Annotated in this window: 18 protein-coding genes; 9 read left to right on the top strand and 9 right to left on the bottom strand. The window is 63.1% G+C overall.

The window, feature by feature from the left end:
- Positions 1–51 precede the first annotated feature (51 nt).
- Genes moaC through ACWCOO_RS02635 form a run of 4 tightly spaced genes read left to right on the top strand, consistent with a single transcriptional unit; the run spans position 52 to position 2217 of the window.
- Positions 52–528 (top strand): cyclic pyranopterin monophosphate synthase MoaC, encoded by a 477-nt coding sequence (moaC, locus tag ACWCOO_RS02650; RefSeq protein ID WP_446831423.1) that lies wholly within the window; start codon positions 52–54, stop codon positions 526–528.
- Positions 521–1135: a molybdenum cofactor guanylyltransferase gene (gene mobA, locus ACWCOO_RS02645; RefSeq protein WP_446831422.1), complete on the top strand. Its 615-nt coding sequence runs from the start codon at positions 521–523 to the stop codon at positions 1133–1135. Before moaC ends, mobA begins: the two co-directional genes overlap by 8 nt.
- A complete protein-coding gene (folE, locus tag ACWCOO_RS02640) occupies positions 1132–1725 on the top strand; it encodes a GTP cyclohydrolase I FolE (RefSeq protein WP_446831421.1) in 594 nt (197 codons plus the stop codon). The genes mobA and folE overlap by 4 nt, the downstream gene beginning before the upstream one ends.
- Positions 1726–1758: 33 nt before the next feature.
- Positions 1759–2217, top strand: coding sequence for a MaoC family dehydratase (locus ACWCOO_RS02635; RefSeq protein WP_446831420.1), 459 nt, complete (start codon positions 1759–1761; stop codon positions 2215–2217).
- A 46-nt stretch (positions 2218–2263) separates the two neighbouring features.
- Here the strand turns inward: ACWCOO_RS02635 and ACWCOO_RS02630 are convergent, their stop codons facing one another.
- Positions 2264–3016, bottom strand: coding sequence for a DUF1499 domain-containing protein (locus ACWCOO_RS02630; protein WP_446831419.1), 753 nt, complete (start codon positions 3014–3016; stop codon positions 2264–2266).
- A gap of 75 nt (positions 3017–3091) precedes the next feature.
- On the opposite strand from ACWCOO_RS02630, the gene ACWCOO_RS02625 reads away from it, so the two are divergent.
- From ACWCOO_RS02625 to ACWCOO_RS02605, 5 genes are all read left to right on the top strand, one after another.
- Entirely contained in the window at positions 3092–3979 is an 888-nt protein-coding gene (locus ACWCOO_RS02625; RefSeq protein WP_446831418.1) for an acyl-CoA thioesterase, read from the top strand.
- Between the two features lies 1 nt (position 3980).
- The gene (locus ACWCOO_RS02620) at positions 3981–5393 is read left to right on the top strand and encodes a 3-isopropylmalate dehydratase large subunit (protein ID WP_446831417.1); all 1413 of its coding nucleotides are present in this window, start codon (positions 3981–3983) and stop codon (positions 5391–5393) included.
- Between the two features lie 93 nt (positions 5394–5486).
- Positions 5487–6296, top strand: a complete 810-nt coding sequence (locus ACWCOO_RS02615) for a hypothetical protein (protein ID WP_446831416.1) — start codon at positions 5487–5489, stop codon at positions 6294–6296.
- Positions 6293–6898 (top strand): 3-isopropylmalate dehydratase small subunit, encoded by a 606-nt coding sequence (leuD, locus tag ACWCOO_RS02610; RefSeq protein WP_446831415.1) that lies wholly within the window; start codon positions 6293–6295, stop codon positions 6896–6898. The genes ACWCOO_RS02615 and leuD overlap by 4 nt, the downstream gene beginning before the upstream one ends.
- Before the next feature lie 5 nt (positions 6899–6903).
- Positions 6904–8058 (top strand): CaiB/BaiF CoA transferase family protein, encoded by a 1155-nt coding sequence (locus ACWCOO_RS02605; RefSeq protein WP_446831414.1) that lies wholly within the window; start codon positions 6904–6906, stop codon positions 8056–8058.
- 128 nt (positions 8059–8186) lie between these two features.
- Here the strand turns inward: ACWCOO_RS02605 and ACWCOO_RS02600 are convergent, their stop codons facing one another.
- The 8 genes from ACWCOO_RS02600 to ychF form a co-directional block, all read right to left on the bottom strand.
- Entirely contained in the window at positions 8187–9569 is a 1383-nt protein-coding gene (locus ACWCOO_RS02600; RefSeq protein WP_446831413.1) for a TolC family protein, read from the bottom strand.
- The gene (locus ACWCOO_RS02595; protein ID WP_446831412.1) at positions 9566–10957 is read right to left on the bottom strand and encodes an HlyD family type I secretion periplasmic adaptor subunit; all 1392 of its coding nucleotides are present in this window, start codon (positions 10955–10957) and stop codon (positions 9566–9568) included. Before ACWCOO_RS02595 ends, ACWCOO_RS02600 begins: the two co-directional genes overlap by 4 nt.
- Positions 10954–12750 carry a type I secretion system permease/ATPase gene (locus ACWCOO_RS02590; protein WP_446831411.1) on the bottom strand — a complete coding sequence of 599 codons (1797 nt, stop codon included), beginning with the start codon at positions 12748–12750 and terminating at the stop codon, positions 10954–10956. The genes ACWCOO_RS02595 and ACWCOO_RS02590 overlap by 4 nt, the downstream gene beginning before the upstream one ends.
- Before the next feature lie 6 nt (positions 12751–12756).
- Complete coding sequence (locus tag ACWCOO_RS02585; protein WP_446831410.1) at positions 12757–13017, bottom strand: hypothetical protein; 261 nt, start codon at positions 13015–13017, stop codon at positions 12757–12759.
- Positions 13018–13232: 215 nt separating this feature from the next.
- On the bottom strand, positions 13233–17870 hold the full coding sequence (locus ACWCOO_RS02580; RefSeq protein WP_446831409.1) for a hypothetical protein: 4638 nt from the start codon (positions 17868–17870) through the stop codon (positions 13233–13235).
- A gap of 503 nt (positions 17871–18373) precedes the next feature.
- Entirely contained in the window at positions 18374–22891 is a 4518-nt protein-coding gene (locus tag ACWCOO_RS02575; protein ID WP_446831408.1) for a hypothetical protein, read from the bottom strand.
- Between the two features lie 265 nt (positions 22892–23156).
- The gene (locus ACWCOO_RS02570) at positions 23157–23471 is read right to left on the bottom strand and encodes a hypothetical protein (RefSeq protein ID WP_446831407.1); all 315 of its coding nucleotides are present in this window, start codon (positions 23469–23471) and stop codon (positions 23157–23159) included.
- Between the two features lie 52 nt (positions 23472–23523).
- Entirely contained in the window at positions 23524–24591 is a 1068-nt protein-coding gene (ychF, locus tag ACWCOO_RS02565) for a redox-regulated ATPase YchF (RefSeq protein WP_446831406.1), read from the bottom strand.
- Positions 24592–24659 lie beyond the last annotated feature (68 nt).

Raw genomic sequence — 24659 nt, 5'->3', positions numbered from 1 at the left:
TATAGCCCGCTAGCCCTGCGCCGTGGCAGGCCGAAACTATAATTCCAGCTAGTGCTCTCGCATATCGACTCACAACAGCGCCCCGGCATGGTGGACGTGGCCGACAAGGCGGTCACGGCCCGCGCAGCGCGCGCTCGCGCCTGCATTTCACTGCCCCCGGAAGCCGCGGCAATGGCCGTGAACGGCGAGATCGCCTCCCACAAGGGGCCCGTATTCCAGACCGCCATCATCGCCGGCACCCAGGCCGCCAAGCGCACCCACGAACTGATCCCGTTCTGTCACCCACTCAAGCTGGAGGGCTGCCGGATCGAAGTGGATCTCAAGAACGACGAGGTGGTGATCGACTGCGCGGTGCGGGTCAGCGACAAGACCGGGGCGGAAATGGAAGCGCTGACCGGCGCCACGGTTGCGGCGCTTACGGTTTACGACATGCTGAAGTCCGCCGCGCCGGGCATGGTGATCCGCGAGGCCCGTCTGGTCGCCAAGTCGGGCGGCAAGAGCGATCGCGCGACTGCTCGGCGTGGCTGAATTCGAAGTCCCGGTTCCCCGCTTGTCGGGCCTGGTGCTGGCCGGTGGCCAGAGCACCCGCTTCGGCAGCGATAAGGCGGCGGCCCGGATCGCAGGCGCAAGTTTGCTGGAACGCGCCGCGCGGCTGCTCGCAGGCTGCCTGGACGATGTCTGGGTATCGGTGCGGCCGGAACACGCTCTGGACCCGTTGCGCTCGCGTTTTCGCTGCCTGCCGGACCGTTATCCGCAGCGCGGACCGGCAGCGGGACTGGAGGCGGCTCATGCCCAGGCCCCGGCGAACGCCTGGCTCACCGTGGCTTGCGATCAACCGGGGCTGTCCGAGCGCGACATCCGGCGTCTGATCGCCGAACGCGACCCGGAGTGCGCGGCAACCGCGTTCTGCAATCCCGATACCGAAGACCCCGAGCCGTTGTGCGCCATCTACGAACCGGCTACCCTTGCGGACTTGGCAAGAGCCGTGGCGAGCGGAGCAACGCCTTCGCCACGGGACTATCTCCGGCGCCGGCCGCTGAAACTGATTCCTCTGGCAATTGCGAACATTAATAGCTATGAAGACTTGCGTGGATTCGCAAACCGTAGCGCCATCTCCCGGGGAGCGGGCTTATGAGCAAGAATGAAGTGAAACGGCCCACGCGGGCCGAGGCGGAACAGGCAGTCCGCACCCTGCTGGGCTGGGCCGGCGACGACGTGAACCGCGAAGGCCTGGTGGATACGCCCAAGCGCGTGACGCGCGCCTTCGAGGAGTGGTTCAGCGGCTATTCCGTAGATCCCTATGAGTTCATGTCCCGCACCTTCGAGGAGGTGAACGGCTACGACGAAATCGTGGCGCTCACGCACATCGACTTCAACTCCCACTGCGAACACCATATCGCGCCCATTATCGGCAAGGCGCATGTCGCCTACCTGCCGCGCGACAAGGTGGTGGGCATCAGCAAACTGGCCCGGGTGGTGGATGCCTACGCGCATCGTCTGCAGGTGCAGGAAAAACTCACCGCGCAGATCGCCGGCTGCATCTCCACGGTGCTGGAGCCGCGCGGCGTGGCGGTCGTGGTCGAAGGAGCGCACGAGTGCATGACCACACGCGGAATCGGCAAACGTAACGTGAGCATGGTAACCAGCCAGATGCTGGGCGTGTTTCGCGACGACGCGCGCGCGCGCGCCGAGTTCCTGGCCATGATCGAGCGCGGCAGGCGATAATACGCGGCAAGGCAGAGTCGCGGCGGATCATCCTTGGGGCATGAAGTTCGCACAATAGAAGACGCCCGCGGGCTGGAAGGCTTGGAAGTGGGCGTTTCGGACTGGATCCTGGTGGACCAGGAGCGCATCGACCGTTTTGCGCGCGCCACGGAGGACTTCCAGTGGATTCACGTGGATCCGGAGCGCGCCGCCCGGGAGCTCGACGCCGGCGCCACCATCGCCCACGGCTACTTGACGCTGTCCCTGATTCCGGGCGCCACGGAGCGGTTCGTTCACTTTCCCACGCTCAAGAGGGCGATCAACTGGGGGCTCAACAAGGTGCGCTTCTCGAACATGGTGATATGCGGAAGCCGGGTGCGGGTGCGCACCACGGTGCTGCAGGCACGCGCGCGCGCCGGCGGCATTCAGATGACCTGCCGACACCGCATCGAGATCGAGGGACAGAGAAAGCCGGCCTGCACGGCCGAGACCCTGGGCCTCTACATGGTCTGATGCGCCCGCTGCGCCGACAGCGCGGCGTTCGGGACCAACCAGCCGCTCAGGAAGCGGCGGCGCGCAGGGCGGCGAGGAAGTAGCGGATACGGCGCGCGTTGGTGCCCAGGTCGGCCATGTCAACGCGCGACTTGGAGCGCACGTCCACGGTCACGCCGCCTTCCTCAAGCGTAACCCGCACCACCACGTCATCCTTGAAGCCAAACCATGGCGTGGTGTCCACGGCCTCCACGCGGCCCGCGTCGGGAGCGACGGCCACTACCTGCCAGCCCAGCTCCTGCGCCGTTTGGTGGGCGAGCTGCACCGCCTCCGTCACGCTGGCCTCGATGAACAGCGGCTGGATTTCCGGATAGGCGGCGCGCTGCTGGCGCGCCACCGCCTCGCCTGCGTATTCGGGCGGGCTGGGCGCGGAAGCCCGCAGCGGCAGCAAGGCCTCGAAAGCCGGCGGGTTTTCCATGTCGGTGCTGATATCGTTGATGGCCGGCGATACCTGGGCCTGACGAAACCAGAGCAGGTTGTTCAAGGTCATGCACACGCACAACACCAGGGCAATCCAGGCCGCCGAGTTGAACGCCCAACTGCCCAGGCGGCCGCGCGAACCTATCATCGCAACCAGCATCACCGGCGCCGCCACAGCCAGCGCCAGCACGCTGCCCGCATAGCCGCCTATGGCCGGAAACAGGGTCAGTAGCTGCAAGCGGTAGCCGCCGATGCCCGCCGCACCGAGAACCACGCCAACCGCGCAGGCAGCGATGCCGATTTTCGCCAGAAGCACCGACATCCTCATTTTCGCAGCCATGCACAGGCCCTCGAAAACAGCAGGCCACGTATCTTACGGCATTATTCTGCGCCGATTGCTGGTACGCTAGCCGCTATGCAAGAGTCAGAGGCGACCCGGCATAGCGACGATCTGCGCAAGCTGATTGAGCAGTTGGAGCTGGAGCGCCTGGAGGAAAATCTGTTTCGCGGTCAAAGCCGCGACTTCGGAACCGGACGGGTGTTCGGCGGTCAGGTGCTGGGCCAGGCGCTGTACGCCGCGCTAAGCACCGTCGAGGAGCGCGTTGCGCATTCCTTGCACGCCTATTTTCTGCGCGAAGGCGATCATCTCGCGCCGATCGTTTTCGAGGTGGACAGGGCGCGCGACGGCCGCAGCTTCGCCAACCGCCGGGTGGTGGCGATCCAGCGCGGCCGGCCGATCTTCAACATGACGGCGTCGTTTCAGGTCCGCCAGGAGGGACCGGAACACCAGGATCCCATGCCGGAAACGCCGGCGCCGGAAGCGCTCAAGGACCTGCGGGACTTCGCCACCGCGGAGGCCGATTGGATGCCGCGCCGCTACTTCAATCTGCTGCGGCTTTCGAAAGCGCTGGACTTCCGGCCCGTGGATCCCGAACGCAGCCTCGGCGGCGGGGTGCGCGAACCTCGCCAGATGTTGTGGATGCGAACCTCGGAACGGCTGCCCAACGACATCGTCGCGCACCAGGCGTTTCTCGCCTTTCTTTCCGACCTGGGCCTGATCGGCATGGTCACGTTCCCGCACCAGCGGCCGCGCTCCGGGTTCCAGCTCGCGAGCCTCGACCACGCCATGTGGTTCCACTGCCCGATACGGGTGGACGAGTGGATGCTGTTCGATCTGCACAGCCCCTGGGCCGGCGGCGCGCGCGGTTTCGCGCGCGCTTCCGTGTACCGGCGCGACGGCGCGCGCGCGGCCACCATGGCACAGGAAGGCTTGTTCCGCGTCCGCCGAGCAATGGAGCAATAGGATGAGCGCACCCAAGACACTGTTCGACAAGCTCTGGGACGCGCACGAAATCGCGGTTATGGACGATGGGCAGTCGCTGCTCGCCATCGACCGGATATTTCTGCATGAGCGCACGGGCACCTTGGCGCTGCGCGCGCTGCAAAAGGCAGGCCGCGCCATACGGCGTCCCGAGCGGGCCTTCTGCGTCATGGACCACATTGTCGATACGCGACCCGGGCGTCCCGAGCTTTCGCGCATGCCGGGCGGCGTGGAATTCATCACCGCCACGCGCGAGGCAGCGCGCGAGGCCGGCATCCGGCTGTTCGACATCGACGATCCGAGTCAGGGCATCGTGCATGTAATATCGCCCGAGCTCGGCATCGCCCAGCCGGGTCTGACCCTGGTATGCCCCGACAGCCACACCTGCACGGTGGGCGGCCTGGGCGCGCTGGCCTGGGGCATAGGCACCACCGAAGCGGAACACGCGCTGGCCACGGGAACGCTGCGCGTGGAGCGTCCGAAAACCATGCGCGTGCGCTTTCTCGGCAGCACCGCTTCGCCGGTAAGCGCCAAGGACATGATCCTGGCGCTGATCGCCCGCCATTCCGCCATGGGCGGGCTAGGCCACGCGGTGGAGTTTGCCGGCCCCGCTGTCGAGGCCCTCGACGTGGAAGGCCGCATGACGCTCTGCAACATGGCCATCGAGTTCGGCGCCTTTACGGGCATGGTGGCGCCGGACGAAAAGGTGTTCGGGTTTGTTGCCGGACGGGAGTTCGCACCCCGCGGTGCGCTCCGGGAACGCGCGCTGGCGCACTGGCGCACGCTCAAGTCCGACGCCGGAGCCCGATTCGACCGCGAGCTGGAACTGGATTGCACGAACCTGGCCCCGCAGGTGAGTTGGGGCACCAGTCCGGAACACGCGATCGGCATAGACGCGCGGGCGCCCGAACCGGACGGCCCTGCCGGGCGCCGCGAGGCCATGCAGCGCGCCTTGCACTACATGGGCCTGAAACCGGGCCAGCGTATGGAGGAACTCGAAATCGAGGCCGCTTTCATCGGTTCCTGCACCAACGCCAGGCTCTCCGACCTGCGCGCCGCCGCCGGGATTCTGCAGGGCCGCCAGGTAGCCGACGGCGTGAAGGCCATTTGCGTGCCCGGCTCGATGGCCGTGCGCGCCGCCGCCGAGGCCGAGGGGCTGCACCGCGTGTTCGAGGCAGCCGGCTTCGAGTGGCAGGAATCCGGCTGCGCGATGTGCTTCTATGCCGGCGGCGAGGGCTTCGGCGGCCTGCGCACCGTGTCGAGCACCAACCGAAATTTCGAAAATCGCCAGGGCCCGGGCGCGCGCACGCACTTGGCCAGCCCCGCCACCGTGGCCGCATCCGCCGTTTGCGGCCACCTCGCCGACCCCCGAAAACTGGCCCGTTTAACGCCTTGACAGCCGTCAGCTCGCTCGCTATAAAGGGCTATCAAGGAGACAAGGACACGACAAGATGTCTTCTCCGCCAAGGAATTCGCAAGGAGTGGGAACATGGCAGAATTGGCCTATGACACGGTTGCCGAAGCGCGGTTGCTCGAAGCGGCGGGCTTTGACGAGCGGCAAACGGAAGCGATGCTGGGCGCCATGAGCCGAACAATGGCATTCGGGCAGCGGCTTGCCGAGACCCAGGAAGACATCCTGGCGCGCATGGTCACGAACGAGCACCTTGAGGCGATCACGACTAACGTCGTCACGAAAGAGTACTTCGACGAAGTCACGGAACAGTTCGTCACTAAAGATCACTTCGACGCAGCAACGGCTAACTTCGTCACCAAGGAATACCTCGACGAAGTCACCGAAAAGTTCGTCACGAAAGATCACTTCGACGCAGCAACGGCTAACTTCGTCACCAGGGAATACCTCGACGAAGTCACCGAAAAGTTCCTCACTAAAGATCACTTCGACGCAGCAACGGCTAACTTCGTCACCAGGGAATACCTCGACGAAGTCACCGAAAAGTTCGTCACTAAAGATCACTTCGACGCAGCAACGGCTAACTTCGTCACCAAGGAATACCTCGACGAAGTCACCGAAAAGTTCGTCACGAAAGAATACTTCGACGCAGCAACGGCCAACTTCGTCACCAAGGAATACCTCGACGAAGTCACCGAGAAGTTCGTCACCAAGGAATACCTTGCGGAAGCACTGGTGGATTTGCGCAAGGAGATGCGGAGGGACTTCGCGACGAAGGCGGATCTGGCCGAAGGGTTCTACCGCATGCAACGCACAATAACCGTGGGCGTGGTGGCGATTTGCGGACTGATCGTGGGACTCATTCCGATCATGCTCGTCCTGCAATGAAAGGCCTGGTTGCGGGCGTGGCCGCGCCGCTGATGCGGCGCAACGTGGATACCGACGCGATCATTCCCAGCCGCGAGATGAAGCGGGTCTCGCGCGAGGGGCTGGGCGAAGGCCTGTTCGCGAACTGGCGCTATACAGACCTTGCCAGGCGCCGCGAAGCGCCCGACTTCGTCCTCAACAAGAAGCGCTACCGCAAGGCCAAAATCCTCGTTTCCGGCGAAAACTTCGGCTGCGGGTCGTCGCGCGAGCACGCCGTCTGGGCGCTGGCCGACTGGGGCATAGGGGCCGTGATTGCACCGAGTTTCGGGGCCATCTTCCGCGCCAACTGCGCCCAGAACGGCATTGTCGCGGTGGCGCTTCCCGAACCGCAGGTCGAGGAACTGGCCGCCGAGGCCGAACAGCGCGAATTTCGCCTCACGGTGGACCTCAAGGCCTGCGAAGTGCGGGGCTATGGCAACCGCGCGCTGCCGTTTTCGATACAACCGCGCGAGCGGGAGATGATTCTCAAGGGTCTGGACCCCATTGCCCTCACGCTGGCTAGCCATGGCGCCGCCATTGAAGCCTTCGAGCGCACTGACAGCACTGCCAGGCCCTGGGTCTGATCCGGATGACCGAACAAGCACACGGGCCGCTGGCGGGGCTCAAGGTCCTGGAGCTTACTCACATGGTAATGGGGCCGGCCTGCGGGCTGATGCTGGCTGATCTGGGCGCCGACGTGATCAAGGTGGAGCCGCCGGGCGGCGATCCCACGCGGCGCCTGCCGGGATCCGGCGCGGGCTACTTTCCCATGTACAACCGCAACAAGCGGAGCATCTGCCTCAATCTGAAATCGCCGCAAGGCATGGCAACGGCGCTCAAGCTCGCCGACCGCTCCGACGTTCTGATCCAGAACTTCCGCCCGGGCGCGATGCAGCGCCTGGGACTGGACTACGCGACGCTGTCGGCGCGCAACCCGCGGCTGATCTACTGCACCGAAAAAGGTTTTCAGGCAGGGCCCTATGAAAATCGCGCGGCTCTGGACGAAGTAGCGCAGATGATGGGCGGGCTGGCGTACATGACAGGACCGCCGGGGAAGCCATTGCGCGCCGGCGCTTCGGTGATCGACGTACAAGGCGGCATGTTCGGTTCGCTCGGCATTCTGGCCGCGCTGCACGAGCGCGAACGCTCGGGGAAAGGCTGCGAAGTGGTGGCCACGCTCTACGAGAGCGCGGTGTTCCTGGTGGGCCAGCACATGGCGCAAAAGGCCGTTACCGGCACCGCCGCCACACCAATGCCGGCGCGCGTGTCGGCCTGGGCCATCTACGAAGTCTTCGCCACCAGCACCGGTGAGCAAATCTTCGTGGGCGTGGTCAGCGATGTGCAGTGGGTGCGGTTTTGCGAGGCCTTCGAGCTGCACGAGCTGGGCGCGGATCCGAACCTCAAGACCAACGCAGGGAGGGTGGCGCGGCGGACCGAGTTCATCCCCAAGATCAAGGCGACCTTTGCGGCCATGGCACCGGCCGAACTCATGCAGCGCTGCGCGCAGGCCCAGTTGCCGTTCGCACCGATCACGCGGCCGGAGGATCTCTTTGATGACGCCCACCTGAGCGCTTCCGGCGGTCTGGTTGAGGTTACCGTGCCCGACGGCGATAACGCCGGCGAGAAGGCGGCCTTGCCGGCCTTGCCATTAGCCATCGGCGGCAGACGCCCGGAGCTGTTTCGGGATGTGCCTACCGCGGGCCAGCACACAGACGAAATACTCGCGGAACTCAATAACGAGTAAACCCCAGCCCGGACTTCCGAAAACCGGCGCACAATGCCGGACATGCAGGTCAGTCCCACCTGAGCCCGGCCACCAGAGGGCCCGCGGTTTCGTATTGCCGGATGGTCAGCCGGCCTTGGCGCCGGCGGTTACAGCGAGGGGGAAAGCGCGCCCAGCGCGCGCAGCAGGTCCAGGCGGGCCTGAGCCAGTTCCATGCGCTTCTCCAGCAAGGTGACGTCGGTCTGAGCCACGACTTCCTCCGCTTCGAGTTGGTCGAGCACCGTGCCGCGCCCAACATCCAGCTTCTCCTCCAGGATGGACACGATCTCGGCGGCGTCTTCGAGTGACCGCTCAAGCTCCAGACAGGCCTGCTCCAGACCCTTGACCAGGTTCCACGACACGGTGATGTTCAGCTCCAACTGCTCCAGGTTGGCGTCGAGGTCGTATTCGGCGGCCTCCATGGCATAGCGGGCCTTGCGCAGCAGCGCGAATTTCCTGCCGCCCTCGAAGATCGGCATGCGCAGCATCAGTTGCGCATCGGCGTCGCGGGTCTGGATCTCGCCCACATAACCGTCGGAGCCGCCGAGCTTCAACTCGAGCTGGGGCCAGAGTTCGGAGCGCTGAAATTCCATCCGGCTGCGCGCCACCACCAGGTTCTGGCGGGCCTTGCCGGCCATCGGCGCGCCTTCCAGGGCCAGGCCCCTGGCCACTTCCAGGTTCTCCGGCTGCAGGCGCTCCAGGTCCGCGAGTCCCTCCGCGTCGAGATTCCCGCGCAGCGCGCCGGTAAGCTGCGCCAATTCGAATTGTGCGCGCTGGTAGGCCGTGTCGGCTTCGATCCGCTGCGCGCGGGCCTGGTGCAGGTAGCGCAGCACCTCGTACACCTGGGCCTGGTCGGACTTGCCCAACTCCAGCAGCTCGCGCACCGACGTTTCCTGCTCCGCCACCAGGCGTTCGAATTCAATGCGGCGATCGAGAATGCGCCGCGTGTAGATCTGCTCCGCGTAGGCTACACCCACATCGCTTTGCACCGACTGACGCACGTCTTCGGCATCGAAACCGGCGGCGGCGATCAGGGCGCTGGCCTCGCGTTCGCGCGCACCAATGCGGCCGAAGGAATAGACCGTTTGCGTAAGCTGCAGGCCGGAGCTGCGCGACTCGCCCTCGTAGATGCCGATATTGCGCGCCTCGTTGCGGTTATAGCCGTAGCCCCGGCCGCCGGTAAGATTGACGTTCGGGAAACGCAGGCTGCGGGCGGCGGCAAACTCCTCTCCAGCTTCCTGCACCCGGCTGCCGGCGGCACGGATGCGGGGATCGCGCTCCAATGCGTCGCGCAGCGCCTGCTGCAGCGTGTAGGGCGCATCGGAAACCGCGCCGGCCTTCTGGGCCGAGGCCGGCGCAGTGGCGAACAAAACCAGCGTCAGGAAGCTGGCCAGGACCCCGGTGACGAGCGTTCCCTGCGTGACCCGCAAGCAGCTCTGCGCGAGTGGGCGGCTGAAGCCCTGGCCGCTGTTGCCGGCGTTGCTGCGGTTCATTCTTCTTTCATACCCTTGCGGATCGCATCCGAAATCGGGTCCGCCAGATACTGCATAAGGGTGCGTTCGCCGCCGCTGAACGTAACCTCAACCGGGAAACCGGGCAGAACGTCTTTCTCGCCCAGCTTCGCCAGCTCCTGATCAGGAAGGCTGATGCTCGCAAGGTAGTACTGCATCTTCGTATCGGTGTCGGTGAGAATGTCGGCCGAAACCAGCGTCACCTCGCCTCTCAACTCGGGCGTGGCGCGCATCTTGAACGGCGTGATGCGCAAGCGGGCCTCCTGACCGACCTGCACGTTGTCCACGTCGGTCGGGCGAATCTTCGCCTCCACGATAAGCTTTTCCTGCGCCGGAACGATATTCATTATGGTCTCGCCCGCAGCCACCACGCCGCCCTCCGTATGCACCTGCATGTTGATGACCTTGCCTCCGATCGGCGCCAACATGCGCGTGCGCGCTACCTGGTCGCGGATTGCATACAGCCGGTCGCCGGTCTGGAAGTAGAGATCCTGCGCTTCGGTCAACCCGGCGGTCAGCTCGGTGCGGTATTCGTTCTTCAACTGGATGATGCGCTGGCGGGACTCGCCGATAGCCAATTCCGCCTCGGCGATCTCGGCGCTGATCTGACCCGCCGTGCCGCGCGTCTGGGCCAGCTCCAGGCGGCGCTGCGTTAGCTGATCTTCCGACAGGAGCTCGCGTTCGAAGAGCGAGGTGAGCGTGTCCACATCTTTCTCCAGGAGCTCGATTTCCTGGCGCGCGGCGTCGCGGCGGGCGGTCAGGCCTTTCTTCTGCTCGCCGAGCTGCTCCACCCGGCCCTTGAGAATTTCTATCTCGCCCTCGTGCTGCGCGCGCCGCTCGTTGAACAGATCCATTTGGTTCTGCAGGATTTCCTCGATCCGCGCGTCGCCGCGCAGCGGCTCGAACTCCTCGGAAAAAACAACTTCCTCGCGCCCGTAGAGCTCGGCCTCGATACGGCCTATCTCCGCCAGGGATCTGTAGTAGCGCGCTTCCAGCAACTCCTGCTCAGCGCGGGGCGAGGTGTCGTCGAGAATCAGCAGCGCGTCGCCCGCAGCCACCGTATCGCCCTCGCGCACGAACAGCTCCTTGACGATTCCGCCTTCGAAATGCTGCACCTCCTTGTTCTCGCCTTCCACTCCCACGATCCCCTCGGCTACGACGCCCTGCGCCAACGGCGCCAGGGAGCCCCAGAGAATGAAGCCCAGCAACAGGCCGCCCACCACGCAGGCGCCCCACCACATGGCGCGGTCCTTCAGAGGGTCCACGACCTGCGTCTCCTCGACTTTCAGCGGCTTCTCGACAAACCGCATCAACAGCGCCCGCGCCTTCCCGCGCCAACCCTCTGGTTCGCTCTGTATCTGTATGTTCACTGCGAGTACTTCACCTGAATGGGCCGCGCCGGACCAGTCGGCTGTTTTTCGCGCGCGCCGCGAGCGGCCGGCTGGGAACTGCGCTTGGCGAACTGGCCGAGCACCTCGTCGCGGGGGCCGAAAGAAACCATCTGCCCCTCGTTCATCACTCCCACCTGGTCCACGCGCCGGAGTAGGCGCGCGTTGTGGGTAATGAGAACGGTGGTTATGCGTCGCTCGCGCAGGGTGTCCAGAGCCTGGGCCAGCGCCTCCTGCCCCTCGGTGTCGAGGTTAGCGTCGGGCTCGTCCAGCACCACGTAGGCCGGATCGCCGTAGAGCGCCCGCGCCAACGCCACCCGCTGGCGCTGACCGGCTGACAGACCCTGGCCGCCGGCGCCTATGCGCGTCATGTAATTCTGCGGCAGACGCATGATTACCTCGTGACAGCCCGCCATTTGCGCGGCGGCGATTACCGCTTCCGCATCCGGCTCTTCCTGCAGCCGCGATATATTCTCCGCCACGGTACCTTCGAACAGTTCCACGGTCTGCGGCAGGTAGCCGAAATGCTTGAGCCGCAGGTGTTCGGGCCAGCCGCCTATTTCGGCGCCGTCCAGGCGCAGGGCGCCTTCCAGGGGTGGCCATACGCCCATCATCACGCTGGCCAGCGACGACTTGCCGCTGCCGGACGGCCCGACCAGCCCGGCAATCGAGCCTGCCGGAAGCACGAAATTCACCTCGCGCACCGCCGCAGCCTCGGCGCCGGGCGGAATCACGCTCAGATTCTCGGCCTCCACCGTGCCTTCGGGGCGCGGCAATTCGGTAGCCTGAACTTCCGAGTCGTCATCCCCGGCGAAGGTCTCCAGAAGGCCGTTCACGCGCCGCCAGGATTGCCGCGCGCCTACAAACCCGCGCCAGGCCGTGATGCCTTGCTCAATAGGCGCCAAGGCGCGGCCCATGATGATGGAACCCGCGATCATCATGCCGAGCGTCAACTCGCCGGCCAGCACCAGGTAGGCGCCCGTGCCCAGCATTCCAATCTGCATCCAAGACCGAAATGCCTTGGTGGTGGATAGCAATACGCTCAAACGGCCGGCCGCTGCCGACTGGTAGGAAGCTGCGCGCCGATGCCGACGCCGCCAGCGGCCCATCAGACCATCGAACATGCCCATGGCCTGCAGCGAATCGGAATTGCGCATGGAAGATTCGAGCAACTGATACGACTGTATGCCTTCCATCGCGGCCGCGCGCATGGGCAGCCGTGAGCGGAATTCCGCCAACATGCCCAGGGTGAAGATCACCACCGCGCCAAACACGGCCACTGCGCCCATCAGGGGATGGAACAGGAAGATCACGGCAGTGAAGATGGGCGTCCAGGGAATGTCGAAGAACGCGAAAATGCTGGGGCTGCCCATGAACTGGCGAATGCTGTCCAGATCGCGCACCGGCTGGGTAGTGGACCCCTTTTGCGTGGCCAGACGGCTGCGGAAGGCGCTGGACAGCACATCGTTAGCCATGTTGAGGCCCAGCGCGAGTCCGATGCGCTGCATCAGGCGCTGGCGCACCCATTCCAGCGCGCCGAAGCAGGCCAGCAGGAACAAAGCGACCAAGCTAAGCATCAGCAACGTTTCGAAGCTGGCGCTGGGGACCACGCGGTCGTACATCTGCAGCATATAGACCGGCGATACCAGCATCAGCAAGTTCACCAGTGCGCTGAACGCCGCGATCGCCATGAAGCCGCCACGATAGCGGCTCAGCGCCGCGCGCAGCGGCGTTGCCGGCCGCTCGACGCTGGGGGTTTTGGGCTGCTTACTCAATCCGGGCTAGCCGGCGGCGCCGCCATTGGCTTGCGCAGCGCGTTGCTTCTCCACTTCCTGACGCAGACGCTCGTTAACTTCCTGCATCATGCGAAGGGTGCGCAAAAAGCCCGGCCAGGGCATGGCCACACGGGTCTTGGGGATCATCTTGGGCGATGTGTCCGCGCCTTCGTTCTCGGGCTCGAACTCGCCGAATTCCAACCGAACCACGCCATCGCGCAGCACGGCCGACATCAGTCCATCCACAAAAATCTTGCTATCGCTCATCTGGAGTTTCTCCCTTGGCGGTCTGAAAAAGGTTGGCGGTACTGTCCTCCCAAGGCGCACCGCACGGCAGGAATTCTAGCGGAGATATGGGGCCGCGGGCACGTGAATCAAGCGCAACCGGCGCCGACCGCGCGGCCTTCTTCGATTGCGGCGGCCACAATAAAAACGAGGCGGGCATCCAGCCCGCCTCGCTGCAACACAAGTTGCTTGCTGGATCAGGCGATGTCGAGACCGTCGTCGATCACCAGCATGAAGTCTTCGAGCAGGTCCTGTTCGAACACATCCATGCCGTCGATGTAGTCTTCAATGACCGCGCCAATCGAGGCGCCCGGAGGTGGCGGCAAACCGCCGTCCGTGTCGGTATCGTCGCCGTCCGTAGTGTCGTCGCTGTCGCCGTCGTTGTCCTTGAGACCCGGCACGGGATCCACAGGCGGAGGGTCCTTAGGATCGTCGCTTGTATCGTTGGTGATCGTAATCAACAGCGTGATCGGCGAGTAAAACGCGCCCGTGCTTGCGTCCGGAGTGCTCAAGCCCCCGCCATCCGTAGCAACGAATGTCAGCTTAAGCTGCTTGCCGGCAGTGTCCGCATCCGCATCTTCAAGCGCGTCATAGTCCACCGTCGCGCCCTCCTTCAATTTCAGCTCCCAAGTGCTGCCGTCGCCGTCCTCGTCATCGACGATTTCGAACCGTGCATCGTCCACCGTAACCACATGCGTTCCGAATTTGTGATCGGTGCTGTTCTCGTCCAGAACATTCAGCTTGGCTACAAGGCTGCCTCCAGTTGTCGCGTCGTCTTCCTTGATTCTGCTGACCTCGTCGGTAAAGGTAATATCCCTCGGCGCTACGTTGATCCGCAGGAACACGCTGGCCTCCGCCTCCGCATTGGTCCCGCCATCATCATTGGCTCCAATCTTGACTTCGATCACGTTGCCCGCGCCGTCTGTACGGATGCCATCATGCCCGTGCGTTAAAATGCTCACGAAAGTAAGCTTGCCACTGCTCGGTTCGAATACCAGCATGCTTTCGCTTGCGGATGGGAGTGAAGGGTAACCTCGATGTGCTGTCTTCCCCACGTAGGTAGGGTGGTCTGGTTCGAGGTCGGGGCCAGTCGTCGCTTCTTGCACCGCAAAGGTCAGGTGTGCACTGTCCGGATCCTGGAAGAGGCTTCTGATATCGACGGTTTCCGTAACCGACAGGGTTTCCCTAACGGTTATATCATCTCTTCTTACAATGTATATCCCCCCCGGACTACTCGAGAACGGCAAATCGACATTCACCTCGATAGTGTGGTCGGCAATCTTTACCGGCGCAATGTCGGTTGCAACTCCGCCTATCTGGACCGCGCCGTCGCCGCGCCCGCCCAACGTGGCCAGCACCACTGCCGTAACGCCTGAATCCCCACTGTAGGTCGCCACCGCGCGAACCGTAAGGCCCGCGTGCGTGGAGTCAAGCGCAAGATCGCCAGTAGCATTCGGAATGTCCGCCCAACTGCCGTCGTCCTGCTGGCTCTGCCATTGCAACGATGCGCCGTCGGCATTCTGCACTATCAGCGTACCGCCCGGGTTGGGGCTGCCGATAATGGTGGGCGCCGGATCAGGAGCCGCAAGCTTGCCCACCTGAATGGCATCGCTCGCAATCCGCTCGTCATCACCGGGGGTTCCCTCTGTATCTCCGTCCCCGTCATAGGTGGCGACTACGCGATAATACTTGCCTTCGCCATCCGCCAGAGACAGTTCAAGGTCGCCTTCGTCGGCCTCGTCTTCCGAGACCTCCGTCCATCCGCCACGGCCGTTGTTCGACACCTCCCAGGTGTAATCGACATTGTCCGGCGAACCGCTGTCATCCTGGTCATCGATGTAATCCTCGTCGTAGAGCACCGCCGCGGCCGTCAATCCATCGTTGGTCGCGTTGGTCAGAATGCTGAACTCGCCCGTCCCGCGATCCTGGCTGTTGGCGACAACTGTGGTGGTCGTGGCCGTCCTGTACGCTGGCGTATCGTCACTAATGTTCCCCCACAATATACTGCCCGCAATCTCGTAGTACTTGACGGTCACCCTAATGAAATTTCCAACATCTTCTTGCGTTAACGCAATACTATCGGTGTCGGTAGTGACCGCGAACGGAACCGATGCTGTGCCCGGGTTGCCCTCGCTGTCGGGAGCGACCCGCTGCCACACGTAGTACACCAAGGATGCATCCTTATAGCTGCCGGCCAGGTCGGGATCTTTCTCCTCGTCGAAGCTCGCCTGCAAGCTGTCGCCCTCGCGAGGGTTCGAGCCGCCGGAAAGCGTAACCGCTACGGCTTCAAGGTCCCGATGGCTCTCGTCGGGTAATATGGTCACCTTTGTTTCGCCGACGGCGCCGCCTTCATCCTGCGCGGTGAGAACAATGCTGCCGTTTTCGCCTTCGGGCTTGTGCTTGGAGTTGTCGAGCTCGATCACCAACACCATCGTGTTGGCATCCGCCGGCGCGCTGTCGGTGTTGCTGTTCTGCCACATCGGATCGTCGTCGTTGCCCGCTACGCCGTCCGCACCATCGCTGATATCGCCCCACTCGACAGGACCACCGTGCAGAAACTCGATCCAGGACGTGGAAGTGCTGGCGCCGAACGTCAGATCATCGTCGTCATCGTCGTCGTCGCCATCCTCCCAAAGCGCAAATAGATCAATATAAATCAGTTTGGTCTTGCCGGAATCGCTGGTTACTGGCTCGTCCGTCACTGTGCTGGCCTCTTGGTAGTCCAAGTACTCGTCCAGGTCCACGTACCCGTCCGGCACCGTGGCGACCGGTGCCTCATTCGCGTCGACAATCTCGATATCGACCTCTTCTTGCACGCTGGCGCCAACGCCATCGGTCGCCTCAATCGTGAGCTCAATGTCCTTCACCTTCTCATAGTCGAGAAGCCCCGCAGCGTCATTGACATTCAATCCGTAGGTCCACACCGAACCATTCTTGACAGGCTCGGCGTCAAGCTTGAACACCGCCGTGTAGTCCGTGGTGTCAGACGCATCCCTGCTCTTGGCGCTCACTATCTCCACCTTGACGATGGAAAACGGATGACTCTCAATGTCCTGATCTTGATCCTCCACCCGAATAGTGGCAATACGCTGGTCGCCAGAACCTTCGAGATACTCGACATCACGCGGAACCTCAATGCTCGGCTCTTCGTTGTCGTCGATCAGCGTGTTGTCGGCGTCAACCGAGTTCGTAACGCCCGCGCGCGCTTCATCCGATAACGCCACATACAGCGTGAAGCTCACCGAAGCGGACTGGCCGTCGGCATTGTCGTCGTCCGCGCGGTCCTCGCCCTGGTCAGTCGCCGTAACCGTGATCTGATAAACGCCGCGCTCGGCAATCATCTCGGCCTTGTTGGTGATCGCGCCCGTGTCCGCGTCAATCTGAATCCACGGCGCACCGCTGATGGAATAACTAAGCTTGTCGCCACCGGTTGCGAGATCCTCATCCCCAAAAGCAGGGTTTGCGTCCCCGGGCGTCTCCAGCGAAAAGCTCAGCCACTCGCCCGCAGCCGCATCCTCAGCGTCCAGATCGGCGTCAATGGTCACCCACCAGTTGCCAATCGTCTCAGCCGCCGTGGGCGCGTCGTTCTTGTCGTTGATAGTGACACGAATGCCCGGAGAACTAAACGTGTTGCCCTTGTCGCCGCCGTTGTCCTCCGCCATAACCACAACCGTGACGGAACCGCCTTCCTTTTCGTAGTCGAGCGATGCGTCCGCCTTCAGCGCCAGCCACAAACCACCATCGTCATCCTCGCGAATCTCAAAGTTGGGATTGTTCACCGTGACTTCGTGCTTGCCGTGCGGATGCAGGGGATTGTCCGGGTCGGTAACGGTGATGCGCCCAAACACCTGACCGGATACGTTCTCGTCCACTTCCAACACGTAGTTCACGTTGACGGCCTCGTTGCCGTCGTCATCCGCCAGCTCGAACAGGGTGATGCTCTCGATACGGTCGTTGCCGTCGTCGGTGATCACGCGAAAATCGGCCGTGCCCGTGGCGCCGCCCGCGTCGCTGGCAACAATGCCGGCGTTATGCACATTCTCGCTGTCAGGACCCGTGGTCGGCGGCGTGCCGCGCAGATAGCCGGTCGCAGTCTTCTGACCGTCCTCGTCTTCGCCAAATTGCACTTCCAGACGCATCCACGACGGCGCCGCATCGCTTAGCTCGTAGCTAACCACCGCGTCGCCCTCATCCGGATCGCCAAACAGGGCCAGCAGGTCAATCTCCTGGTTGACGGCCGTGCCCGCCACTGCCGTGATGTCGGCAATCGCGCCAAGCACCACCGGCCCTTCGTTCACATCGTTGACCGCCACGGTAACCGTCGTCGCACCAGACTCGTTGCCATCGGCGTCGCGCGCGGTAACCGTCAAAGTAACCGAACTCTCCGACTCGTGGTCAAGACTCTCGCCGTCCTTGAGCTTCAGCACAAGACCGTCGTCAACCTCGAAACGGTCGTCGTCCACGTGGTAGGTCACCGCGCCGCCTTCCGGATCCTCCGCCGCTTCCACCGAACTGATGGAGGCGCCCGCCGCGTTCTCGTCCACTGCCGGACTTGCCGCAACAACCACCGGCGCGCCCGGCGCCTCGTTTACGTCGTTAACCGTGACGCTGACCGTGGCAGTAGCGCTATCACCGTCGCCGCTGGCCGTGATCGTGACCGAAATCGGGGACTCGCCAGCCTCAAAGTCCAGGGACGTGCCAGCCTTGAGCTTGAGGCTGCCGTCAGCAACCTCGAAACGCTCGTCGTCCACCGTCACCGCAGTGGCGTTCTCGGTCGCTACCGAAGTGATCGACCCACCATCCACATTCTCGTCCACCGAAGCCTCGGCGTCCACCGTGATCGTCGCCGCCGGAGGCGGAGGCGGGGGCGGAGGAGGCGGAGGAGGAGGCGGCGGAGGCGGAGGAGGCGTAGGAGGCGTAGGCCTCTGAGACCCGCCACCCCCGCAGGCGTCCAAAGCGAGCGCCAAGGCGGGAAGAATAAGAACATCCGCGCGCGACGGACTCTCCCGGCGCCGGCGTATCGCCCTCTCAAGACGAGCCTGCAAGAGTTGAATTACCGTTCCTGATTTAGACATGAGCCTGCCTCCTTATCGAGCAAGTTCAATTGGCTGAATGAAAATGATGGAATAAACCCTCCCGGGCAGATCGGAAGAATGATGTAACTCCGCCGTACTATCCAAGATTCCAGCGTGACCGCTCTTGGAGCCACTGCTTCTGCCGTGCAGGATTCTACACGAAAAGACTGCGCAGCCTTGATCCGAACGTGACTGCGTATAGGCCACAAAAAAGCGAGGCGGGCATCCAGCCCGCCTCGCTGCAACACAAGTTGCTTGTTGGATCAGGCGATGTCGATACCGTCGTCGATCACCAGCATGAAGTCTTCGAGCAGGTCCTGTTCGAACACATCCATGCCGTCGATATAGTCTTCAATGACCGCGCCAATCGAGGCGCCCGGAGGTGGCGGCAAACCGCCGTCCGTGTCGGTATCGTCGCCGTCCGTAGTGTCGTCGCTGTCGCCGTCGTTGTCCTTGAGACCCGGCACGGGATCCACAGTCGGTGGGGTCGGAGGATTGTCGCTTGGATTGTCCGTGATCGTAATCGACAACGTGATCGGCGGCTCGGCAGGTGTGCTCAAGCCCCCTTCATCCGTGGCAGTGAAGGTCAGCTTGAGCTGCTTGCCGGCAGTGTCCGCGTCCGCATCGACAAGCGCGTCATAGTCCACCGTCGCGCCCTCCTTCAATTTCAACTCCCAAGTGCTGCCGTCGCCGTCCTCGTCATCGACGATTTCGAACCGTGCATCGTCCACCGTAACCACATGCGTTCCGAATTTGTGATCGGCGCTGTTCTCGTCCTGAACATTCAGCTTGGCTACAAGGCTGCCTCCAGTTGTCGCGTCGTCTTCCGGGATGCTGCTGACCTCGTCGGTAAAGGTAATACCCGTCGGCGCCACGTTGATCTGCAGAACCACCTTGGCTTGCGCCTCCACATTGGTCCCGCCATCGTCGTCATTGGCCCCGATCGTGACTTCGACCTTGTTGCCTCCGCCGTCGGCTCCGTTGCCGTCATGTCCATGCGTCACATCGCTCACGTAGGTAAGCTTGCCACTGTCGTCGCCTAGCTCGAACACCAAGGCGCCTGCGTTGTTCTCCCCCACATAGGTAGAAACACCTCGGTAGGAGTCGGAGCCGACCGTCGCGCTTACCACCGAAAAGGTCAGGCTCGCGCTATCCGGATCCTGGAACAGGCTTCTGATATCCACGGTTTCCGTAACAGACAGTGTCTGCCCAGGATTCCCTGCCGCATGCGGCACATCGACATTTACCTCGATAGTGTGGTCGGCGATCTTTATCGGCGCAATGTCGGTTGCAACTCCGCCAACCTGGACTGCGCCGTCGCCGCGCCCGCCCAACGTGGCCAGAACGACTGCCGTAACGCCCGAATCCCCACTGTAGGTCGCCACCGCGCGAACCGTAAGGCCCGCGTGCGTGGAGTCAAGCGCAAGATCGCCAGTAGCGTTCGGAATGTCCGCCCAACTGCCGTCGTCCTGCTGGCTCTGCCATTGCACCGATGCGCCGTCGGCATTCTGCACTATCAGCGTGCCGCCCGGGTTGGGGCTGCCGATAATGGTGGGCGCCTCCTCAGGAGCGGCAAGCTTGCCCACCTGAATGGCATCGCTCACAATCCGCTCGTCATCCCCGGGGGTTCCCTCTGTATCTCCGTCCCCGTCATAGGTGGCGACTACGCGGTAATACTTGCCTTCGCCATCCGCCAGAGACAGTTCAAGATCACCCTGGTCGTCTTCGTCTTCCGAGACCTCCGTCCATCCGCCGCGGCCGTTGTTCGACACCTCCCAGGTGTAATCCACATTGTCCGGCGAACCGCTGTAATCCTCGTCGTAGAGCACCGCCGCGGCCGTCAATCCGTCGTTGGTCGCGTTGGTCAGAATGCTGAACTCGCCCGTGCCACGATCCTGGTTGTTGGCGACAACTGTGGTGGTCGTGGCCGTCCTGTTCGCTAGCTCATCGCCCCCGTTACCCTCCAATTCACCATCGTGAATCTCGTAGTAGTGGACGATAACTCGAATAAAGTGGTCAACATCTTCTTGCGTTAACGTAAGACTATCGGTGTCGGTGGTGACCGCGAACGTAGTTGCTGCGCCCGCGTTGCCCTCGCTGTCGGGAGCGACCCGCTGCCACTCGTAGTACACCAACGACGCATCCTTGCTGCCGTCCAGGTCAGGATCCTTCTCCTCGTCGAAGCTCACCTGCAAACTGTCGCCCTCGCGAGGGTTCGAGCCGCCGGAAAGCGTAACCGCGCCGGTTCCGATGCCCCGGCTATCGTCGTCCGGGGTTATCTCCACCTTGGTTTCGCCGACAGCGCCGCCCTCATCCTCGGCGGTCAAAGTAATGCTGCCGGTTGCACCTTCGGGCTTGTGCTTGGAGTTGTCGATCTTGACTACCAACACCATCGTGTTGGCATCCGCCGGCGCGCTGTCGGTGTTGCTGTTCTGCCATGTCGGATCGTCGTCGCTGCCCGCTACGCCGTCCGCACCATCGCTGATATCGCCCCACTCGACAGGACCGCCGTGAAGAAACTCGACCCAGGACGTGGAAGTACTGGCGCCGAACGTCAGATCATCATCGTCATCGTCGTCGTCGCCATCCTCCCAAAGCTCAAAAAGATCAATATAGATCAGATGGCTCTTGGGTGCATCATCATCGGTTTCCGCCGCCTGCGGCACCTTCGTGTCGTTGGCAGCGTCCAAGCCACCGTTCTCAGCCGTGGCGACGGGCTTTTCGTTGGCGTCGAGAATCTCGATATCGACCTCTTCTTGCACGCTGGCGCCAACGCCATCGGTCGCCTCAATCGTGAGCTCAATGTCCTTCACCTTCTCATAGTCGAGAAGCCCCGCAGCGTCATTGACATTCAATCCGTAGGTCCACACCGAACCATTCTTGACAGGCTCGGCGTCAAGTTTGAACACCGCCGTGTAGTCCGTGGTGTCAGACGTATCCCTGCTCTTGGCGCTCACTATCTCCACCTTGACGATGGAAAACGGATGACTCTCAATGTCCTGATCTTGATCCTCCACCCGAATAGTGGCAATACGCTGGTCGCCAGAACCTTCGAGATACTCGACATCACGCGGAACCTCAATGCTCGGCTCTTCGTTGTCGTCGATCAGCGTGTTGTCGGCGTCAACCGAGTTCGTAACGCCCGCGCGCGCTTCATCCGATAACGCCACATACAGCGTGAAGCTCACCGAAGCGGACTGGCCATCGGCATTGTCGTCGTCCGCGCGGTCCTCGCCCTGGTCGGTCGCCGTAACCGTAATCTGATAAACGCCGCGCTCGGCAATCATCTCGGCCTTGTTGGTGATCGCGCCCGTGTCCGCGTCAATCTGAATCCACGGCGCACCGCTGATGGAATAACTAAGCTTGTCACCACCGGTTGCGAGATCCTCATCCCCAAAAGCAGGGTTTGCGTCCCCGGGCGTCTCCAGCGAAAAGCTCAGCCACTCGCCCGCAGCCGCATCCTCAGCGTCCAGATCGGCGTCAATGGTCACCCACCAGTTGCCAATCGTCTCAGCCGCCGTGGGCGCGTCGTTCTTGTCGTTGATAGTGACACGAATGCCCGGAGAACTAAACGTGTTGCCCTTGTCGCCGCCGTTGTCCTCCGCCATAACCACAACCGTGACGGAACCGCCTTCCTTTTCGTAGTCGAGCGATGCGTCCGCCTTCAGCGCCAGCCACAAACCACCATCGTCATCCTCGCGAATCTCAAAGTTGGGATTGTTCACCGTGACTTCGTGCTTGCCGTGCGGATGCAGGGGATTGTCCGGGTCGGTAACGGTGATGCGCCCAAACACCTGACCGGATACGTTCTCGTCCACTTCCAACACGTAGTTCACGTTGACGGCCTCGTTGCCGTCGTCATCCGCCAACTCAAACAGGGTGATGCTCTCGATACGGTCGTTGCCGTCGTCGGTGATCACGCGAAAATCGGCCGTGCCCGTGGCGCCGCCCGCGTCGCTGGCAACAATGCCGGCGTTATGCACATTCTCGCTGTCAGGACCCGTGGTCGGCGGCGTGCCGCGCAGATAGCCGGTCGCAGTCTTCTGACCGTCCTCGTCTTCGCCAAATTGCACTTCCAGACGCATCCACGACGGCGCCGCATCGCTTAGCTCGTAGCTAACCACCGCGTCGCCCTCATCCGGATCGCCAAACAGGGCCAGCAGGTCAATCTCCTGATTGACAGCCGTGCCCGCCACTGCCGTGATGTCGGCAATCGCGCCAAGCACCACCGGCCCTTCGTTCACGTCGTTGACCGCCACGGTAACCGTCGTCGCACCAGACTCGTTGCCATCGGCGTCGCGCGCGGTAACCGTCAAAGTAACCGAACTCTCCGACTCGTGGTCAAGACTCTCGCCGTCCTTGAGCTTCAGCACAAGACCGTCGTCAACCTCGAAACGGTCGTCGTCCACGTGGTAGGTCACCGCGCCGCCTTCCGGATCCTCCGCCGCTTCCACCGAACTGATGGAGGCGCCCGCCGCGTTCTCGTCCACTGCCGGACTTGCCGCAACAACCACCGGCGCGTCCGGCGCCTCGTTTACGTCGTTAACCGTGACGCTGACCGTGGCAGTAGCGCTATCACCGTCGCCGCTGGCCGTGATCGTGACCGAAATCGGGGACTCGCCAGCCTCAAAGTCCAGGGACGTGCCAGCCTTGAGCTTGAGGCTGCCGTCAGCAACCTCGAAACGCTCGTCGTCCACCGTCACCGCAGTGGCATTCTCGGTCGCTACCGAAGTAATCGACCCACCATCCACATTCTCGTCCACCGAAGCCTCGGCGTCCACCGTGATCGTCGCCGCCGGAGGCGGAGGCGGAGGCGGAGGAGGCGGAGGGGGAGGAGGAGGAGGAGGCGGAGGCGGAGGAGGCGTAGGCCTCTGAGACCCGCCACCCCCGCAGGCGTCCAAAGCGAGCGCCAAGGCGGGAAGAATAAGAACATCCGCGCGCGACGGACTCTCCCGGCGCCGGCGTATCGCCCTCTCAAGACGAGCCTGCAAGAGTTGAATTACCGTTCCTGATTTAGACATGAGCCTGCCTCCTTATCGAGCAAGTTCAATTGGCTGAATGAAAATGATGGAATAAACCCTCCCGGGCAGATCGGAAGAATGATATATCTCCCAAACCTGTCAAGCAAGGCATTGTGCGGGTCCGCAACATATTTGCCACATCACCCGATGAACAGCGACCCGACGGTGTCGGCATGACGCTCCCCCATTCCTGCAACGTCGTGGTGCGAAGCGAAATTCGAGAATCTAATGCTTCTGGAATCAATGCTTCTGCCGTGCAGGATTCTACACGAAAAAATTGCGCAGCCCATGCTTTGCGAAGATTTTTCATATTTTGAGAAAATATTTTACGCAGTTTCAACAAACCCTTGGGTATGAAAGGAAACTTTTTTCCCCTCGCCTTCATCGCTCTTTCAGCCGGCCCGAAAGCGCAATACATCGCCGTCGCGAACCGCGTAATCGCGGCCCTTGAGTTCCGGCGCGGCCCTGGGCGTGGCGGCAAACGCCTGCCAGGGGGTGACCTCGACGCGCGCGAAACGGCGCTGGAAGTCGGTGTGGACGCGGCCGGCCGCTTCCCAGGCGCTGGCGCCACTGGGTATGAGCCAGGCGCGGGCTTCCGAAGGGCCGGCGGTGAAGAAGCAGTCGAGTTTCAAGAGCCCGCGCAGCGCGTGCATGAAGCGCTGCAGAACGGCTTCGGGCAGGCCCAACCCGGCGCGCAGGCTTTCCTGTTCGGCGGCGGGCATCGCGGCCAGTTCCGATTCGAGCCCGGCGGCAACCCGCACGGCGGACGCGCCGCTTCGCGCGGCCCAGGCCTCGGCGCGTTCCGCCGGACCGCCCGAATCGAGGTGCTGCTCGTCCACGTTGAGCGCGTAGAGCGTAGGCAGGCCGGTGAGCAAGGGCGGGAGGTCGAGCGCGGCCGCGTCGTGGCCCTCTGCAAGAACCAAGGGCACGCTCTCCAGGCCGCCCGCCGCCAAACGGACCTGCAGCGCCTCCAGCACCGCGGCGCGCTGCTTGCGTTCGGGAGCGCCGGACTTGGCGTGGCGGCGGGCGGCATCCAGGGCGCGCTCCACAGTCGCGAGGTCGGCCAGCAGCAGCTCGGTGTTGACGGTCTCGGCATCGTCCACCGGATCGACGGCGCCGGACACGTGGGCCACGCGCGAGGATTCGAAGCAGCGCAAGACGTGCACCGCGGCGTCGGCCTCGCGCACCTGCGCCAGAAAGCGATTGCCCAAACCCTCGCCGCGCGAGGCGCCTTGCACCAGACCGGCCACGTCCACCAGTTCGAGCGTGGCATAGACAATGCGTTGCATGCCGGACGCCGCCGCCACCGCGTCGAGGCGCGGGTCGGGAATCGGAACCCGGGCCAGGTTGGGTTCGATGGTGCAGAAGGGGCGGTTTTCGGCGGGAACTTCGGCGGCAGCCAGCGCGTTGAAGAGCGTGGACTTGCCGACGTTGGGCAAACCGAGGATCGCCGCTTTCATAGTGTGTCGAGTGTACGCCGGCAGCGCGGACAGAAGCGCGCAGGTCCTGCGCTCCGCAGAGGCTCCAG

Origin of the sequence: Candidatus Foliamicus sp. (genome assembly GCF_965221325.1) — a bacterium.
In the GTDB taxonomy this organism is placed as follows: Bacteria; Pseudomonadota; Gammaproteobacteria; order Steroidobacterales; family Foliamicaceae; genus Foliamicus.
The sequence above is the reverse complement of the archived record's forward strand: the minus strand, read 5'-3'. Positions and strand labels throughout refer to the sequence as shown.

Excerpts from the sequence above, each read along its gene's own strand:
- folE (WP_446831421.1), top strand. The coding sequence starts at position 1,132 with ATGAGCAAGAATGAAGTGAAACGGCCCACGCGGGCCGAGGCGGAACAG.
- ACWCOO_RS02630 (WP_446831419.1), bottom strand. The coding sequence starts at position 3,016 with ATGGCTGCGAAAATGAGGATGTCGGTGCTTCTGGCGAAAATCGGCATC.
- ACWCOO_RS02625 (WP_446831418.1), top strand. The coding sequence starts at position 3,092 with ATGCAAGAGTCAGAGGCGACCCGGCATAGCGACGATCTGCGCAAGCTG.
- ACWCOO_RS02620 (WP_446831417.1), top strand. The coding sequence starts at position 3,981 with ATGAGCGCACCCAAGACACTGTTCGACAAGCTCTGGGACGCGCACGAA.
- ACWCOO_RS02615 (WP_446831416.1), top strand. The coding sequence starts at position 5,487 with ATGGCAGAATTGGCCTATGACACGGTTGCCGAAGCGCGGTTGCTCGAA.
- leuD (WP_446831415.1), top strand. The coding sequence starts at position 6,293 with ATGAAAGGCCTGGTTGCGGGCGTGGCCGCGCCGCTGATGCGGCGCAAC.
- ACWCOO_RS02605 (WP_446831414.1), top strand. The coding sequence starts at position 6,904 with ATGACCGAACAAGCACACGGGCCGCTGGCGGGGCTCAAGGTCCTGGAG.
- ACWCOO_RS02600 (WP_446831413.1), bottom strand. The coding sequence starts at position 9,569 with ATGAACCGCAGCAACGCCGGCAACAGCGGCCAGGGCTTCAGCCGCCCA.
- ACWCOO_RS02585 (WP_446831410.1), bottom strand. The coding sequence starts at position 13,017 with ATGAGCGATAGCAAGATTTTTGTGGATGGACTGATGTCGGCCGTGCTG.
- ychF (WP_446831406.1), bottom strand. The coding sequence starts at position 24,591 with ATGAAAGCGGCGATCCTCGGTTTGCCCAACGTCGGCAAGTCCACGCTC.